The organism is Actinomadura napierensis, from assembly GCF_039529375.1.
GTDB lineage: Bacteria > Actinomycetota > Actinomycetes > Streptosporangiales > Streptosporangiaceae > Spirillospora > Spirillospora napierensis.
This window is the reverse complement of record NZ_BAAAMR010000024.1, coordinates 51,318-66,726: the sequence shown is the minus strand read 5'-3', so window position 1 is coordinate 66,726 and position 15,409 is coordinate 51,318. Positions and strand designations below refer to the sequence as shown.

The following is a 15,409-nucleotide window of genomic DNA, read 5'->3' as shown; positions in this document are numbered from 1 at the left end:
AACGAACGATAGCGGTCCGCGCCGCCCGTAGGGAAGACTGTGCAGCGATGAGCGCCCGCGACCAGATCCTCCACGCCACCCTCCGCCTGATCGGCGAGCAGGGCATCGGCGCCGTGACCAACCGCGCCGTCGCGAGGTCGGCCGGCGTCTCCCTCGGCTCCCTCACCTACCACTTCCCCAGCCAGGACGAACTGCTCCGCGAGGCCCTGCGCGCCTTCGTGGACGCCGAGATCGCCCGCATCGCCGCCTATGCCGAGAGCCTCCGCGAATCCGGCATCGCCCCGGTCGACGCCGCCGACCTGGTCGAGAAGGCCGTGGTCGACTTCGCCAACGGCCCCGAGCAGATCGCCAACCTGGAACTGCACCTGCACGCCGCCCGCGACCCCGGCATCCGCGACACCTCCACCCGCTCCGTCGAGGCCTACGACCGGCTCGCCACCGCCGTCCTCACCGCCCTCGGCATCCCCGACGCCGAACGCCACGCCCCCGCGATCGTCGCGATGCTCTACGGCCTGGCCGTCCGCCGCCTGGCCACCGGCGACACCGCCGCCACCGGCACCGCCGACGCCCTCCGCCTCCTCCTGCTCGGCGCCCTCCCCCGCGACTGAGAACAGGCCTCTGGCCCGCACGGCCCCAGAGCGGGGTAACGGGGCCGTGCGGGCCAGAGACCTGTCTCAATCAGGAACCTCAGTCGGAACCTCAGCCGACGTTCGCTCTGCTCTCCGCCTGTGCACCTCCGCCGTCTTCCGATGTGAACAAGCCCAACGCTAAGCCGCCCCCACCCAACCCAGAACCCCCTTAACCCTCACTTAGGGAACCACTGAGCAAGCCTTATTCAGGCCCCGTCCGGGGCCGTCCGGGGAAGTCGACTAGGTAGCCGCCCACCTGCGAAAACAAGGAAGGGAGACCGGGGGAACCGTCCGGCACAGTCGAAGCGAGTCGGACCATCTCGACTCACGTTGGCTCCCGAGATTGGCTCCCCTGGCTCCCTCCCTCCCTCTCAGCAGGGAGGAGGCCCAACCCATGGCCCTCGAAATCACCGAAACCACGATGACCGCCACCACAAACGGCAAGGTCATAGCCACAGCAACCCGCACCGGCAAGGTCTGGCACGCCACTACATGGTCCTCGCCCCTAGACCGCAACGGCGCCATCACAGCCCTGACCCTCGCGGAGCTCACCCTCGACCACGGCGAAGACGACCCCTGCGTCATCGACCTCCGAGAGGAGCTGACGCGTGGTTGACCGCCTCACCCGCATCACAACGGCCCTCGCCGTGGTGACGGTCGCCGGCGTGGCCGCGATCATTTCGTACCGCCACGCCTACGAACTCGTCCGCTCCCACGGCGAGGCAGGCACCACCGCACGCCTCGTCCCCTTCACAGTGGACGGCCTCATCTGGGCCGCGTCCATGGTGATCCTCGACGCAAGCCGCCGGAAGCAACCAGCACCGGCCCTAGCCAAGTGGAGCCTCGCCGTGGGCATCGTGGCAACGGTAGGCGCCAACGTGGCGCACGGCGCGTCCCACGGCGTCATAGGCGCCCTCGTAAGCGCATGGCCAGCGCTCGCCCTCGTGGGCTCGTTCGAACTCCTCATGACCCTCACCCGCGGCGCATCAACCCACACCGCACCACCGCGGGAACAGGCACCGCACCACAGTGGAACACTCCGAACCAACGCGCACCGAAGTGGAGCAAACCCCCGGAAAAAGCGGTACTCGCCGAGCACCCCGCCAGCCTGCTGGCGCTGGCTGCACCGTACTCCCCGTATCGGCCCAAGCTCATCAACCTCGCAGCGTAAAGTGGGCACCGCAGCGGGAGCGACGCGTCAGCAACTCAACCGCAGCCATCAACAAGGCATTGTTTGCGGCACCCGATAAAACCAACTATTTTGAAACTGGCAAAGCAGTCTGAGAGCGAAGATATGAGCGGACGTAGTCCAATCAATCCACCATGTCCCTGTCAAACCATTCCTGACTAGCAGCAGTGACAGCTAGCGGCGTAGCCTTGCGAGCGACTTCGCCAGTCAGAGTTTCATTAGCAGAGTATCTAAGGGACGGAGGAAGTTCAGTTACTCGTTTAAGCAACTCGCGACTCGAAGCCAAATTGAGAGCTTTACGCCGAGGTGCCCTCGATGCTCGAAAGTACGGCATGAAGCGAGCATACCCGTCATATGATTCAACGATATCTTCTATTGATTCGCTCAAATCCTTTCGAGCAACCTGCATTGTCAGCGAGAGGATCTCGGCATCAATCAGTCCGATGAGTTCTCTATTGCGACAGGTTCCTCTGGCCAGCCTAAGCATATCGAGGCCCTTCGCGCCTCCTACACAAGCTGACAGCAGATAGAGCACCTGAGGCGAGCGCCCCGAGTACCATTCCCCGGCGACGTCTACCGCGGGCCGCCCTGGCGCACCTCCGGTTGTTGTGCGGAGAACATACAAAGCGCCGGGATCAAGTTTCTTTATCCATTTTTCCAGTGAAGTTGAATTACTCGCGATGACTGAAATGGGTGCCCAGCGCAGCGTACAACAAAGAACAAAGAACGCATCGTTCTCGCTTTCTATAGCCGCGATCTGTTCAGTCCACCAAGCTTCATCATTCCGCCGCTGCCTAGCGTAGCGAGAACGAAGGACTGGAGAGATTGCTTTATTGCACAGGCCGCCAGCGACCTTACGGCTAAGATTTCCGCTACGCACTTCTCCGAAAGCTGCAGCCACGAGAAATGTGCGTCGACACTCGCCACCAAGTATCTCTTCGAGATCTTTATGAAATCTTATAAACTCATCCAGGCGATTCGCCTGAGAAAATGTAGCATTGAATTCCCGAAAGAGATTGTTGATCTCTTTAAGGAGATCAATATACGGCTTCGCGCTCAAGGATTCATCGAGGTAGAAGGGATAACCCAGCCGCCCGGGATGCCGAGCATAATACCTAACATAGAATGCCGAAGTTAAAGTAATGCACATTCCGTGCGGCGAACTATCCGAAGCAGCTCCGGGAGCACTACGTTGAACGCCATTGCGGAATGCTTTCATATATGACTCGAAGCCGGCTGTCCCTAGGGGCACAGTCTCGAACAAGTCGCTAGAGAGGAGGATGTTCCAGAGATAAGGTTCGGCCCCCATAATTTCAACTACTGCCTTTTCCTGGTCCGGCGTTAGCGCATCAACAACATGCAGATGCATTCCAATAAAGAGCCACAGACGCCGCGTTTGCCTCCCTCGGGCCCGCGACCATTTAGTGAACCACCAGTCCAGGAGCTCCTTACTTGTAGCATTCTCGGCGAGCAGCTTGGCAGCATCAGTGTCTGCGAATCCGGTACCCATGCGCTTTTCGATGCGCTGTTTCAGGCACTCGACGAGCTGCTCGCCGCCCGAATCTGCCGGCAATGATTGTTCAGTAGCGGTCAATCCTTTGCAGTGCAGGAGACTAACAGAGGTTTCCGATGCGACAAGGTCAATAAGCCTGGCCACTGAGCGAGGCTTTTGTGAAAAGACCTGATCGCGAAGCAGGGTAAGCGCAACCTCCCTTGAATACGAAATAAGCGAAAAGTCGTCTCCAGATACTATGAGCTCTTCGAGCAGGTCTACCAGGTTGGCAAGCTCGCCGATGTCAGAGAAACCTGCGTAGAAGCGGGTTACATTCCACCAATGGGGATTACGCAACAAGGCCTCGAACCGATCGGAACGATTGCCGGTCCGCTCAGCACCGGGACTAGACGACCGCGCAGTAGAATATAGATACCTTGCGGCAAAGAATTCACGAAGAGGCTGCACCTCGAACTCGAAAGTATTCTGGACGCGACTGGTTAGTACCATTACGCGGTCGGTCATGCCAGTGAATAGTTCGTCGACAAGGTTGATCTTTTTCTTGGGATATCCTCGAGTCTGCAGGTACTTTTTTAGAAGCGCCTTAAGCTTAGGCTCTGAAATACTTCCATTTGAGGCACCGGTCTCCGCAAGACAGTGAAGCTCCCATGCCACGTACCCATGCAAATCCAAGATGAGCTCTCGCTCATCTCGCACAATCTTGCTTTTCTCAGCCTCGCGGTCAAGGAACGTTTCCATGTACTCGCGATAAAGCGCCGTTCGCTTGTCCGGAAGTGATGGCCCTTTCTTGCGAACAAGCCAGAGCAGAATTGCCAGCTGCATCGGATTACGCGCCAAGTCGACGATATGTGGCTGCCCTAGTTTTAGGCCAAGAATTTCACGTATCTCATGAGCCGCCTGATGGCCGATCTTCCGTGACTCCAGCCAACCGTCAGCATATTCGAGGACCAATCCCAATGGAAGGTCACCCAAAGTGAAGTATGTGTACTCGCGCTTGGAGAATCCGGGTGATTTCGAGAAGGAGCTTGGTCGACTCGTGACTAAAGTACGAAATGAGGGACTAAAAGGTTCTATGCGATTCAATGCTTCGTTGACGCAAGCCACTACCGCACGTCGATCATTAAGATCAGGTACTTCGTCCAAACCATCAAGGACTAGCAGCGCACTAGTTGCTCGTAGCACCGCGTCCAGATCGGAGACGGAAAAATCTATGCCTCCCGACGACCGTCTTACCTGTGCTGCGAGAAACGACTCAAGGGTATCGGACCAGCCTGTCGGAACTCCCAAGTTCCTTACGTCGAAGGGGTCCTGACGACGGAGCCATGCGGCCAAGTCGCGGAGATCTACGTGGAATGGTAGGCGCACCGGACTGGCTTGATGACTAGGCGAAAAGCGTTCCAAATCTTCAAGCCCTAGTAGGCGCGCTCGATGAACTTGGCAGATATACTGTCCAATGGTTGACTTTCCCTGTCCCGGAGCACCTTCCAGAACAACTTTTGAAGTAGATGGCGCCTCCTTGTCTACGATCATCGTGTCTGATAGCAGCACAGTTGCCGCCGGGCGGCCGCTACTCCGGTTACTTGTCATAAAGGCTGACGAAGCCTCGGCAGAGACCAACCCGGCCCAGCGTTCTTCAGCCGCCGTATTGTTAGCTGATGGAATTTGAGAGGCTCCATATTCAACAAAGCGTTCTTCGTTGAAGTAGCGCCTCTCGTTTCCACTCGCAGCCAAAGGGGTATCGATAAATACATCGAGCAACTGTGGTTCAAGCTCTGCCTGTTTGAACTTGACTATCCTGTCTCGATCATATTGATGCATCATGTATTTAGTTAGCGCGCTCACGCGACGATCACTTCGAGCGACCTTTATGAGTTCTTTTTGATCGACCTCGCTCGCCTTCAGGCCTAACAGTTCAGCAAGGCCGACGAGATCTCTGATAAATCCGTACGTGCGCTTGATCTCAGTCTGGCTATCCAGGCGCCGGTCTAAATCATCGCGCCACCAGACTTGCGAGGGGATGGGCAGATTGTCGTCGAGCCATGTCTGCACCCGATCTCGTGTCCCAGACATTGAATGAGAGGAACATTGTGCATTCGTCATTACAATGTAACTTTCGGCACCATGAGAAACGAGTTTTTGGACTTTTTCGATTTCTTTTTCGAGTGCCCCGGTCATCCAACTAACGATTAGCTCGGGGGAGGCGAGTTTATTAGGTGTTGGCTTGCGGAATTTAACTTGGTATATAACGGAGTCCGAAGTATGGCCACGAGGTACTACAGCGTCCCTGCCTCCGTCTGGCATACCAACAGGAAAGCATTGGGCGTTCGGATAATACGCTACGAGAACCGCTTGACAAAGCTGCTGAAAGGTGTCAGCGCCCAGCATTTCGTAATCGTATCTCTCCGGCACCTTGACTCCTCGTCGCCCGGCTGCGCACACAATCGAAATTCATGTTAGCAAAGCGTCTCGGCCCGGAGGGCTGCTTCGCAGAGAACGGTTCATCAGCCAGCAGAGGTGGCATGCTCACGGCCCCTCCGGCGTCCGCCATACGCCACACGCCCGACAACGCGCGAAAGTGCTCAATACGGCTGTTTTCGGGCGTCCATCGCACACCTGGCTATGCCGAGCGTGCCAGTGCCTGACCAGACGCGCTCGAAGCTGTGTTGGTAGGTGGCGGCCATGTCGTTGGGTTGGGTGTTGCGGAGGTGGAGGACGGGGGCGTGGGATGCGGGGATGCCGTAGGCGTGGGGGTTGATCAAGAGGTCGTCGTCGGCTTGGTAGATGGAGTTGTAGAGGACTGTGTCGTGTAGGCGGATCTCTACGTTGTCGAGGTCGCGGAGGGGTTCGTAGAGGACCAGGGCGTTGCGGATCTTGGCTGCTAGGGAGTCGCCTACGCCTTCGTCTGCGCCTCGTTCTGAGATGCGGGGGCCGTTTGGGTTGCCGAGGAGGATGCGGACGGCGACGCCGTCTCGGGCCCTATCGGCGATGGTTCGCATGACGCCTTGGTCTTCGGCGAGGAAGAGGCCGGCGTAGGCGAGGATGCCGATCTCGTGGCGTGCGCTGGCGAAGTGGTGTTGCCAGACGGCTCGGGGGACGGCCCAGCGATGCGGGTAGGTAGCGAGGATTTGCGCGCCCGGCGGTTCGGGGAGTGGGCGCGGGGCGGAGAGCTGGGGCCACAGGTCCTCGGCGGTGTGGTCCAAGAGGTCACAGAGGGTCGCTCGGTGGCGGGGGTAGGGGATGCGGCCAGCCAACCAACGGTGGACGGTTTTGGGGTCTACGTCGAGACGCTTGGCCACGTCGTCTTCGGTGAGTTGGGCCTCTTCGAGGGCTCGCCGCAACAGGTCGTTCACCGGACCTCCCGAGATGCAAGGTAGGACTGACGCTAACAGAGGACGTCCCTAGACGTCCCTAGTTGCCGGTGGAGAGGTCCCGGCCGGCCAACGAGGCTTCTGGACACGCCCGAGGCGCCGCGCCTGCGGTTCCCCGGTGGTCAAGTCCCCAAGAAACCTTGTTGAGGAGGCGCCCATGTCCTTCGACCGGCCCCGTGAGACCGATGCCGAGCCGACGTCCTTTTCTGGTCTGAGTGCAGCCGAGGCGCGGTTGGCCGCGCTGGGCGCTCATCTGCGCGCGCATCGCCTCGTCGTTGAGTTGACCTCGGCGGGACTGACGGTGCGCAATCCGGACGCTCCCGGTTGCTGCGACGAAAACCCAGTGCTGTCCGACAAGATCACATGCCGACCGTTCGAACGGGACGGCGGTCACCTCTGGTTCTTCGACTCATCGGGGCATCCGATCGCCGAGGCCGAGCGCATCGTCGACGCGGTCGTATGGGTCAAGGGCAGGCTCGCCAACCGAGACGGCCTTCCGGCAACGGAGGGCAAGCACTGATGGCGCGGGTGGCCGGGCGGCATCGGCGTACCTGCTCGCCGCCACAGCCCTCCCGCAGGGCCGTCAGCCCTCGTCCACAGACGGACGCAACGGGGCGATGGGTTTCCGTCTCCCCGAGGGGCGGGCCCATGCGCCCGGTTGCTTCCCGTCCGTCTGTGCCGAGTTTCGACGGTGGGGGCGGAAGGCATCGGCGTGGACTTGCCCAACGTATCCTCGGCGCCTTCGTGGATCTGGGGTGAAGGTCGGAGGCGAGGTGAGGCCTGGAGCGGTCGCCGCTCTGGGCCTCACCCGTGTGTGGTGGGGTGCACGGTGACACGTGCCTCGGGTGCCGCTTACCGAAGGATCGCCGCGGTGCTGCGAGGACGTATCGCAGACGGCACCTATTCCGCCGGCGGGCGATTGCCTGGAGAGCATGAGCTGAGCAGAGAGTTCGCTGTCGCTCGTGGCACGGTGCGCCATGCACTGAAGGTGCTCCAGGACGAGGAGCTGATCACGATCGTGTCGGGCCTGGGCAGGTTCGTGCAGCCCGCCCCCGCCGGCAACGTGCGGCCGATGTACGAGCGCATCACGGCTGATCTCCGGGCGCTGATTGAGAACGGATCGCTGCCGGAGGGCAGCGTCCTGCCTAGCGAGGCGAGGATTTGCGAGCGCTACCGCGTCACGCGGTTCACCGCACGGCGGGCGCTTGAACTGTTGGAGGCCGCTGGCCTGGTGGAATGCGTCCACGGTCGGGGACGGTTCGTGCTGGCAAGACGTCCCTAGATGCTCCCGTGGCGTCCGTGGACGTCCAGTGACCTGCCCGTAGCGTCAGAGACATGGACAGCACCGCCGAGTGGGCACGCGAGATCGCACGTCATCACCTAGAGAGCGCGATGCCGCGCCGCTGGGCACACACGCAAGGTGTCGCGCGGCAGGCCAGGACTCTCGCGCCCCTACTCGGCGACCGTGCCGGCCTGCTCGAGGCCGCCGCTTGGCTGCACGACCTCGGATATGCGCCCGACCTGGTGGTGACCGGATTCCATCCCCTCGACGGTGCACGCTTCCTGCGGGACGCTCACCACGCGGACGAGCATCTGTGCCGGCTCGTGGCTCACCACTCATGCGCGGTTGTGGAGGCTCGGGAACGAGGGCTCGTTGACGAGTTGACGAGCGAGTTCGGGGCCGAGCCTCCGGAACTGACGGATTCACTCATCTACTGCGACATGACCACGAGTCCAGACGGCGAGGAGTTGGCCGTAGAGGATCGGCTTTCGGAGATCCTGTCCCGCTACGGTGACGGTCATCTTGTCGCCCGGTCCATCACTACGTCGTCCCCGCACATCATTGGTGCCGTTCACCGTGTTCGGGACGAGTTGATATCGCGCGGGTGAGCCGTCAGGTGATGACTGGCTGTTGCCTGTTTTCCAGGTAGTGGCCGATGCGGAGCTTCATCGATCGGTCCATCTGCCTGTCTGCGGCCTTGTCGGCGGGGATCCAGAGGACTTCGCTTGACTCGTCGCTTGGGCGAGGTTCACCGCCTGTGGGGCGTCCTGTGAGCAGGATCGAGAACTCTTGGCGGACCTCGTCGTTGCTGGTGTAGTGGATCAAGTGCCTGGGGTCTGAGTAGATGCCGACGAGGCCGGTGATCTCGCAATCGACGCCGGTCTCTTCTTTGGTCTCGCGGATCGCTGCCTGTGCGACGGATTCGCCCAGGTCGATCGCGCCTCCCGGTACTGCCCAGTTGTCGTTGTCGGTACGGCGAATCATGAGGATGTCGCCGTTGTCGTTGGTGACGACGACGTTGACGGACGGGACGAGGCTGTTGGCCTCGGGGGCGTTGGGGTCGTCGTAGTAGTCGATCCTGCGGCCCAAGTCAGTCCCCCGGTGGTAGTGGCTTGGCGGCTTCCCAGACGCGCTCGAAGCTCTCCATGTAGGTCGTGACGACCTCTCCGCCGGGGAGCCGGCGCAGATGCCAGAACGGGGCGTCCGAGGCGCCTACGCCGTAGACGTGTGTATTGACGAACATCTGGTCATCGGCGAAGTAGATCGAGTTGTAGAGCACCGTGCCGTGCAACCGGAACTCGATGTTGTCCAGGGCGCGCAGTTTCTTGTACAGCACGATCACGTATTGGATCTTGCTGGCAAGGGTGTCGCCGATGCCCTCGTCGTCGCCACATTCGGCGACCTGTGGAGATTCCGGGTCTCCGAGGAGGATGCGGACGCGAACGCCGGCTTTGGCCTTGTCGGCGAGGATGCGTTGAGCGCCGGTGTCCTCGGCGAGGAAGACGCCGCTGTAGACCAGGATGCCGATCTCGTTGTGCGCTTCGGCGAACAGACGTCCCCACGCGTCCCTTGGGACGGCCCAGCGATGCGGATAGAGGGTGACTAGCTCGCTGTCGGACGCCGAGGTGATCTGTTCCTTCGTCAGAGCCTCGGGCCAGAGGTAGGTCTCATCCACGCCGAGATGAGAAGCCACTGCGTAACGGTGTCGTCGGTACGGAGTGCGGTCCTGTGTGATCCACCGTTCGACGGTCTTGGGATCGACCTCGATCGCCTCGGCGAGCGCGGCGAGGGTCATGCCCCGTTGAAGCAGCGCGGCGCGTAGGCGTTCGTTGGGCAAGGCACCTGTCCGAATCCGGGACGTCCTGGGACGCGGTCAACCCTACGAGGACGTCATGAACACGTCCAGTCATGTAGTGATCCCGTCCCGCGGGTCAGGCGCACTCTCTTCTCACACCGCGGCACCGACCGCCCGAACCGTCCCCACCGGACACGGGCCTTACGAGAGGAGTGGTCGCAAATGATCCTCGTTCTGGCCTCCATCATCGCCGTCTTCCTCGCCGGCTCCACCTGCGGCATCTTCGCGATGCTGGTCATCGGCATCCACGCCAAAGAGCGCCGCGCGATGCGGCGCGATTCCTCGCCCTCCCGTATCGGCAACGCGTCCCGTCGCGTCCTCACCACGCGCTTCGCACGCTCAAGTGGAGTGACGTCGACCTCGACAAGGCCACCGTCTACGTCCTGCGTGCCGATCGGCACAAGGGCGAGACCAAGACGACGCTGAGCCGTCGCGGACTCGGCATCGCAGACATGGCCGTTGACGCGCTGCGCAGCCTCAAGACGAGGCAGGCGGCGGAGCGACTTAAGGCCGGCGAGGCGTACCAGGAATACGACCTCGTGTTCTGCCACGAGGACGGACGGTCCTACGCCGCGCAACACGTCCGGTACCGGTTCGCCAAGGTGCTCAAGGCGGCGGACCTCAACCCGCGCGAGTGGTGCCCGCGCGAACTGCGGCACACGTTCGTCTCCATCATGAGTGACCACGACGTGCCCATAGAGAAGATCAGCATCCTCGTCGGGCACTCCAGCACGAAGATCACCGAAACCGTCTACCGCCACCAGCTCAGGCCCGAGATCCGCGATGGTGCCGAGCACATGAACGATATCTTCGCGAGCAAGACCGTCAAATCCGCGTAGGCGTGTGGCTCCCGTGTTGGCTCCCCTAGACCCTCGACAGACTCAGCGCACTCCCCCACCTGCGGCGCCACAAGTTCCGCCCGTGGCCCTCACTTAGGGAACCACTGAGCAAGCCTTATTCAGCCCCCGTCCGAGGACGTCAGGGGAAGCCGAGCCGATAGCCGCCCACCTGCAAAAACAAGGGAAGGAGCCCAGGGGAACCGTCCGGCACAGTCGAAGTGGGTCGTACCGCCCCGCCTCACGTCGGCTCCCGAGATTGCGATGACCGCCGCCACAAACGGCATGGTCATAACCACAGCGACCCGCGCCGACGCCGCTTTTGCCGCCGTCGCTGAATGCGGGTGGAGTGTTAGTCGTTGAGGTTGGGTTCGTCCTGGTCGGCTTGGGCGGCGGTGGATCGGGTGTGTTCGGTGTTCAGGAGCGTTTCGACGCGGGACTGGGCGTGCTTCACCGCCTCGGCGAGGTGGCGTTGCTCCCTGCGGATGCCGTCGGGATCGACGAGCGAGACGAGGCCGGCGTCGAGGCCTGCCGAGCGGGCGAACGAACGGATCCAACCGCGGATCTCGGAGTGGTCGATCGGGAACTCGTACGAGGGAACCGAGCAGAGGGCGCGTCCGAGGTTCTCGGCGTGGAAGGAGATGCGGGAAAGGTCCTCGATCAGCTCGTTGGAGAAGCCGACATCGAGGTCGTAGATGCGGCGGTGCGCCCGGTCGACGGCGCGGAGGCGGGCGAGGGCGCGGCGGGCGGAACGGCGGCGGGTGTGCATGAACGCAATGGCGTGGGTGCGCTCGCGCAGGGCCCGGTCGAGGAGGGGGGCGACGGACGCGACCTTGTGGGCGATGCCGGTGAGGATGAGGGCCAGTTCGCGAAGCGCGGCGCTTCGGCCGGCGGGAGCGGCGTTCAGCGGTACCTCCTCAGGACACGCGGGGCGCCGGACGACGTCATCGCGATGTTCCCATGTGGCTGGCCCACAGAGGGTCGTTCGGCGGGCGCCGAGGGCGCTATTGGAGGCCTAGGGAGTGGGCGAGGTGGGTGGTCCACCAGCGGAGCTGCGGGCCGGGGGTGGTGGCCGCACGGCCGGTGATGCCGGCGCTGCGGCGGAACGCCGGGCCGTACAGGGGCTCGGTGGCGAGGGCCTGGTGGAGAGCGGCGACGGCCAGCCGTGTGTCCTCGACGGGGATGTCGGCGGCGCCGGGGCGCAGGGAGTGCAGCGCGTCGACGACCGGGTCGAGCATTCCCGCCCCTTCGTCCCGCCATCCGGCGGCGTGCAGCGCCACCGCCAGTTCGCCGTAGCCCCGGCGGTAGAAGACCGCCAAGGCGTCGACCAGCTCACCGATGTCGGCGCCGCGGTCGAGCCAGGACTTCAGCACGTCCGAGACGCCGGCGCGGATCTTCCGGCCACCGTGGCGGAGCAGTGCCTCCAGGAGACGGTCACGAGTGCCGAAATGGTGGTTGACCCCCGCGTCGGTCATGCCGACCTGGGCGGCGACGGCCCGGACCTGGACGGCGGCCACACCGCCTTCGGCCAGGAGCCTCTCGGCGGCGTCCAGGATCAGGCGCCGTGCCTCCTCGGGCGGGCGGCGCACCCGCGAACGTGTCACTCGGTTGACCTTACCTTGACAGGCCAAGGTGGGCGTGCTTAGCGTCTTACCTTGATATTCCAAGGTTAGGGAGGCGTCGCCGTGATCGACCTCAGCGTCCCTCGGGCGCGGAGCATCATCCGCCCTGACGCGGTCCTGCGCGGTGAGGAGGTCGGTGCCGGGACGACCGTCCTCCTGCTCCACGCCGGTGGTGAGCGGCGGCAGGTGTGGACGCCGGTCACCGACGTCCTGGTCCAGTCCGGGTTCCGGTGCGTGGCCTTCGACCAGCGCGGGCACGGTGACAGCGGCGGCTCGGCGCGGGCGCTCGCGCCCTGCGCGGACGACGTCGCCGCCATGCTCCACGCCGAGGGGCCGGGATGCGTGGTCGTCGGTGCCTCGCTGGGTGGGCTTGCCGCGATCGCCGCCCTGGGCGACCCGGCCGTCCGGACGAAAGTGGCGGGCCTCGTGCTGGTGGACGTCGTGCCTGATCTGGAACCCCAGCGGGTCCGCCGCTTCCTCGCCGATGGGGGCATGCTCGACGTCCACAGCGAGCTCGTCGAGGACATCCTCGCCCAGGTTCCGTGGTTGCGGCGGATCACCGCGGAGCTCGACCTGCCCGTCCTGCTCGTGCGTGGCAGTAGCGGGTCGGCCGTGACGGACGGCGACGTCGACCGGTTCCTGCGTCTGGCTCCTCACGCCACGGTCACACGCGTCCGCGATGCCGGGCACCTCGTCGCCCGCGACCAACCCGTGGCATTGGCCGAGGCGGTCTCCGCCGAGTGGCCGGCGCTGGAGCTGCTGCGCGATCTCGGCGCGGGGGATGTCGACCACCCCGGCGGGAACCTCCTCGACCACCTGCAGCGGGTGCGCGAGCTGGTGGCCGGCTGGGGTGGGGGCCGGCGTCTCAGCCTCGCGGCGCTCTGCCACGCCGCCTACGGCACCGACGGCTTCCCGCACGCGCTGCTGCCGCTCGACCGGCGGGCCCGCCTGCGGGAGGCGATCGGCGACGAGGCCGAAAGCCTCGTCTACCTCTACGACGCCTGCGATCGGAGCGAGACCTACGCCCGCCTCGGCGCGGCGCCGCTCCCGCTCACCGACCGCTTCACCGGTGAGGTCGTCTCCCTGGCCGACGCCGACCTCACCGGCTTCGCCCTCCTCACCATCGCCAATGAACTCGACGTCGCCCGCCACGCCTCGCTCACCTCGGACGTCCGCCGCGGCATCCGCGCCCTCATCGCCGCGATGGCGGCCTACGTTCCCGACGCCTCCGCCCAAGCCCTCGCCGACTCCTCCCTCCGCTGAAGCCAGGGCTGAGCCGGCGCCGGTCAGGGGGTGTAGAGGCAGTACGCGGTGGCGCGGGCGACGATCCGGTTGGTCGCCCGGTCTGGGTGTAGACGGTGTTGACCCACGTTCCGTCGGCCGAGGCCGTGAAGTCCTGCTGGGCGGCCAGGTAGGCCGTCGTTGTCCCCGCGGTGTACTGGTAGACGGGCTTGTTGTAGTACTCCACCTTGAGTTGCTGATCCGGGGTGAAGTTCTGGCCCTTCTTCATCGGTGACGGGCATTCTGACCAGCCGCCTTGTTCGATGGTGCGGCGGCGGCTCGGTCCGACCGTTGTCGGGATAGTGGGCCGTCCGCTGAAGGGCGCCTGTTTGGCCGACGATCTACGGGGCAGTTCCGCGTCGCTTGTAAGGGATCGAGAAGGGAGCAGCGGCGATGGGCATCATGTTCCGGAAGCGCAAGCGGTACGGACCTCTGATCCTGAACTTCACCGAGAACGGGTTCTCGTCCTGGACGATCAAGGTCGGGCGGTGGTCCTGGAACTCCCGTGCGCGGGCGCACCGGGTCGACCTGCCCGGCCCGCTGTCCTGGAAGCAGGACAAGCCACGAACCTGACGCGCGGTCGGGTGTCGATTCCGGTGCGCCCACGTCGTTGACGTGCGGGAATGCCGCCGTTTCGATTCGAGCGATGAGTTCGCTCGGTCCGCCTGGTCTGCCCTTTCGAACAACGTCATCTCGAACGAAGACGAAAGGGAAGGCTCATGAGCATCTCCAGCTACACCGCCGCTCCGTCCACGGCCGCCGCGACCTCGACTCGCACCGTTCCGCTGTGGCGCACCGGCGGGCTCGCCGCCATCGGCGCCGCCATGGCCACCACCGCCCTCGCCGCCGTCGCGAGAAGCGCGGGAGTGTCCCTGGAGATCGACGGCGCACCGATTCCGCTGCTCGGCTTCACGCAGTTGACGCTGGCCTGTGCCGCGATCGGCTTGGTCCTGGCCGTGGCGCTGCGGCGCTGGGCCGCGTCCCCCAGGCGCACGTTCGTGGCGGTTACCGCCGTTCTCACGGCGCTGTCGTTCGTACCCGACCTCATCGTCCCGGCTGCCCCGTCGACCAGGGCCGTCCTCATGGTCGCCCACCTGGTGGCCGCGGCGATCGTCGTGCCGCTCGTCGCCGGCCGCCTGCCCGTACGCACGCGCTGACACCGGACTGAGGCACTCGCTCAGGCGCCACCGGGGCGGTTCGTCCGGGTGAGGTCGGTGCGGGCGGGTGGAGCGAACTCAAGAGTCGTTACTTTCTGATGCAGGTCTGTCACTCTGGGTGGTGACCGAGCCGTCGGTCTGGACGAATCTGGAGGAACAGATGCATGTAGGAGTAAAGCTCGGCGCGACCCTGGCCGGTGCCGTGCTCGCCGGGACGGCGCTGGGCGCCGGCGCGGCGGCGGGCGAGCAGCCGCCGCCGAAACCGGGGCAGGGGCAGGGCGGCGCGCAGCAGGCGCAGCCGCGGCCGCCGCACGACGGGGAGGAGGGGCACGGGCCGGGCGCCATCAAGGTCGGCCGCAAGGGCGCCGCGAAGGCGATGCACCGGCTGATGGTGCGGGACGAGCTGCGCCAGCACTGGTGCCACGGCCGGGTCCTGCCGACGGGCGGGCTGAACCTGCGCGAGGGGCCGGGGCTGCGCTACCGCGTCGTCCGCGTCCTCAAGCACAACAGCCAGGTCACCACGGACTGGGACACCGTCCAGCGCAGGGACGGGTACCTGTGGGTGCGGCTTCCGGACAAGTTCTGGATCGCCGACTACAAGCTCGGCAACGGGAACGGCAAGTGGTACATCAAGTACTCCGACTGCCGCTGACGTGGTGAACGGGGGCCGGCGTCCG

General features: G+C 64.1%; 18 protein-coding genes. 12 read left to right on the top strand and 6 right to left on the bottom strand.

Going from position 1 to position 15,409, the window contains the following annotated elements:
- The first annotated feature begins 47 nt into the window (after nucleotides 1–47).
- The 3 genes from ABD296_RS16075 (at nucleotide 48) to ABD296_RS16065 (ending at nucleotide 1,879) form a co-directional block, all read left to right on the top strand.
- Nucleotides 48–608 (top strand): TetR/AcrR family transcriptional regulator, encoded by a 561-nt coding sequence (locus ABD296_RS16075; protein ID WP_344267232.1) that lies wholly within the window; start codon nucleotides 48–50, stop codon nucleotides 606–608.
- A 415-nt stretch (nucleotides 609–1,023) separates the two neighbouring features.
- Nucleotides 1,024–1,245 (top strand): hypothetical protein, encoded by a 222-nt coding sequence (locus ABD296_RS16070; protein ID WP_344267230.1) that lies wholly within the window; start codon nucleotides 1,024–1,026, stop codon nucleotides 1,243–1,245.
- Nucleotides 1,238–1,879: a DUF2637 domain-containing protein gene (locus ABD296_RS16065; RefSeq protein ID WP_344267228.1), complete on the top strand. Its 642-nt coding sequence runs from the start codon at nucleotides 1,238–1,240 to the stop codon at nucleotides 1,877–1,879. The genes ABD296_RS16070 and ABD296_RS16065 overlap by 8 nt, the downstream gene beginning before the upstream one ends.
- A gap of 63 nt (nucleotides 1,880–1,942) precedes the next feature.
- Here the strand turns inward: ABD296_RS16065 and ABD296_RS16060 are convergent, their stop codons facing one another.
- Nucleotides 1,943–5,506, bottom strand: coding sequence for an NACHT domain-containing protein (locus ABD296_RS16060; protein WP_344267226.1), 3,564 nt, complete (start codon nucleotides 5,504–5,506; stop codon nucleotides 1,943–1,945).
- Nucleotides 5,507–5,910: 404 nt separating this feature from the next.
- Nucleotides 5,911–6,681 (bottom strand): XRE family transcriptional regulator, encoded by a 771-nt coding sequence (locus ABD296_RS16055; RefSeq protein WP_344267224.1) that lies wholly within the window; start codon nucleotides 6,679–6,681, stop codon nucleotides 5,911–5,913.
- 175 nt (nucleotides 6,682–6,856) lie between these two features.
- Here ABD296_RS16055 and ABD296_RS16050 point away from each other — a divergent pair, with 175 nt between their 5' ends.
- The 3 genes from ABD296_RS16050 (at nucleotide 6,857) to ABD296_RS16040 (ending at nucleotide 8,589) form a co-directional block, all read left to right on the top strand.
- On the top strand, nucleotides 6,857–7,219 hold the full coding sequence (locus ABD296_RS16050; protein WP_344267222.1) for a hypothetical protein: 363 nt from the start codon (nucleotides 6,857–6,859) through the stop codon (nucleotides 7,217–7,219).
- 171 nt (nucleotides 7,220–7,390) lie between these two features.
- A complete protein-coding gene (locus tag ABD296_RS16045) occupies nucleotides 7,391–7,981 on the top strand; it encodes a GntR family transcriptional regulator (protein ID WP_407061478.1) in 591 nt (196 codons plus the stop codon).
- 53 nt (nucleotides 7,982–8,034) lie between these two features.
- The gene (locus tag ABD296_RS16040) at nucleotides 8,035–8,589 is read left to right on the top strand and encodes an HD domain-containing protein (RefSeq protein ID WP_344267218.1); all 555 of its coding nucleotides are present in this window, start codon (nucleotides 8,035–8,037) and stop codon (nucleotides 8,587–8,589) included.
- Nucleotides 8,590–8,593: 4 nt separating this feature from the next.
- On the opposite strand, the gene ABD296_RS16035 is transcribed toward ABD296_RS16040, so the two are convergent.
- Nucleotides 8,594–9,070 carry an NUDIX domain-containing protein gene (locus ABD296_RS16035; protein ID WP_344267216.1) on the bottom strand — a complete coding sequence of 159 codons (477 nt, stop codon included), beginning with the start codon at nucleotides 9,068–9,070 and terminating at the stop codon, nucleotides 8,594–8,596.
- Nucleotide 9,071: 1 nt separating this feature from the next.
- Nucleotides 9,072–9,818: a helix-turn-helix domain-containing protein gene (locus ABD296_RS16030; RefSeq protein WP_344267214.1), complete on the bottom strand. Its 747-nt coding sequence runs from the start codon at nucleotides 9,816–9,818 to the stop codon at nucleotides 9,072–9,074.
- 180 nt (nucleotides 9,819–9,998) lie between these two features.
- On the opposite strand from ABD296_RS16030, the gene ABD296_RS16025 reads away from it, so the two are divergent.
- Nucleotides 9,999–10,262: a hypothetical protein gene (locus tag ABD296_RS16025; protein ID WP_344267316.1), complete on the top strand. Its 264-nt coding sequence runs from the start codon at nucleotides 9,999–10,001 to the stop codon at nucleotides 10,260–10,262.
- Nucleotides 10,220–10,675: a tyrosine-type recombinase/integrase gene (locus ABD296_RS16020; protein ID WP_344267310.1), complete on the top strand. Its 456-nt coding sequence runs from the start codon at nucleotides 10,220–10,222 to the stop codon at nucleotides 10,673–10,675. Before ABD296_RS16025 ends, ABD296_RS16020 begins: the two co-directional genes overlap by 43 nt.
- A gap of 349 nt (nucleotides 10,676–11,024) precedes the next feature.
- On the opposite strand, the gene ABD296_RS16015 is transcribed toward ABD296_RS16020, so the two are convergent.
- Nucleotides 11,025–11,441: a hypothetical protein gene (locus ABD296_RS16015; protein ID WP_344267212.1), complete on the bottom strand. Its 417-nt coding sequence runs from the start codon at nucleotides 11,439–11,441 to the stop codon at nucleotides 11,025–11,027.
- 235 nt (nucleotides 11,442–11,676) lie between these two features.
- Entirely contained in the window at nucleotides 11,677–12,276 is a 600-nt protein-coding gene (locus tag ABD296_RS16010; protein WP_344267211.1) for a TetR/AcrR family transcriptional regulator, read from the bottom strand.
- 81 nt (nucleotides 12,277–12,357) lie between these two features.
- Between ABD296_RS16010 and ABD296_RS16005 the strand changes: the two genes are divergently transcribed.
- From ABD296_RS16005 to ABD296_RS15990, 4 genes are all read left to right on the top strand, one after another.
- Nucleotides 12,358–13,557: an alpha/beta fold hydrolase gene (locus ABD296_RS16005; RefSeq protein WP_344267210.1), complete on the top strand. Its 1,200-nt coding sequence runs from the start codon at nucleotides 12,358–12,360 to the stop codon at nucleotides 13,555–13,557.
- Between the two features lie 411 nt (nucleotides 13,558–13,968).
- Complete coding sequence (locus tag ABD296_RS16000; protein ID WP_344267209.1) at nucleotides 13,969–14,148, top strand: DUF4236 domain-containing protein; 180 nt, start codon at nucleotides 13,969–13,971, stop codon at nucleotides 14,146–14,148.
- 146 nt (nucleotides 14,149–14,294) lie between these two features.
- Nucleotides 14,295–14,732 (top strand): DUF6069 family protein, encoded by a 438-nt coding sequence (locus ABD296_RS15995; protein ID WP_344267207.1) that lies wholly within the window; start codon nucleotides 14,295–14,297, stop codon nucleotides 14,730–14,732.
- 160 nt (nucleotides 14,733–14,892) lie between these two features.
- Nucleotides 14,893–15,384, top strand: coding sequence for an SH3 domain-containing protein (locus tag ABD296_RS15990; RefSeq protein WP_344267205.1), 492 nt, complete (start codon nucleotides 14,893–14,895; stop codon nucleotides 15,382–15,384).
- Nucleotides 15,385–15,409 lie beyond the last annotated feature (25 nt).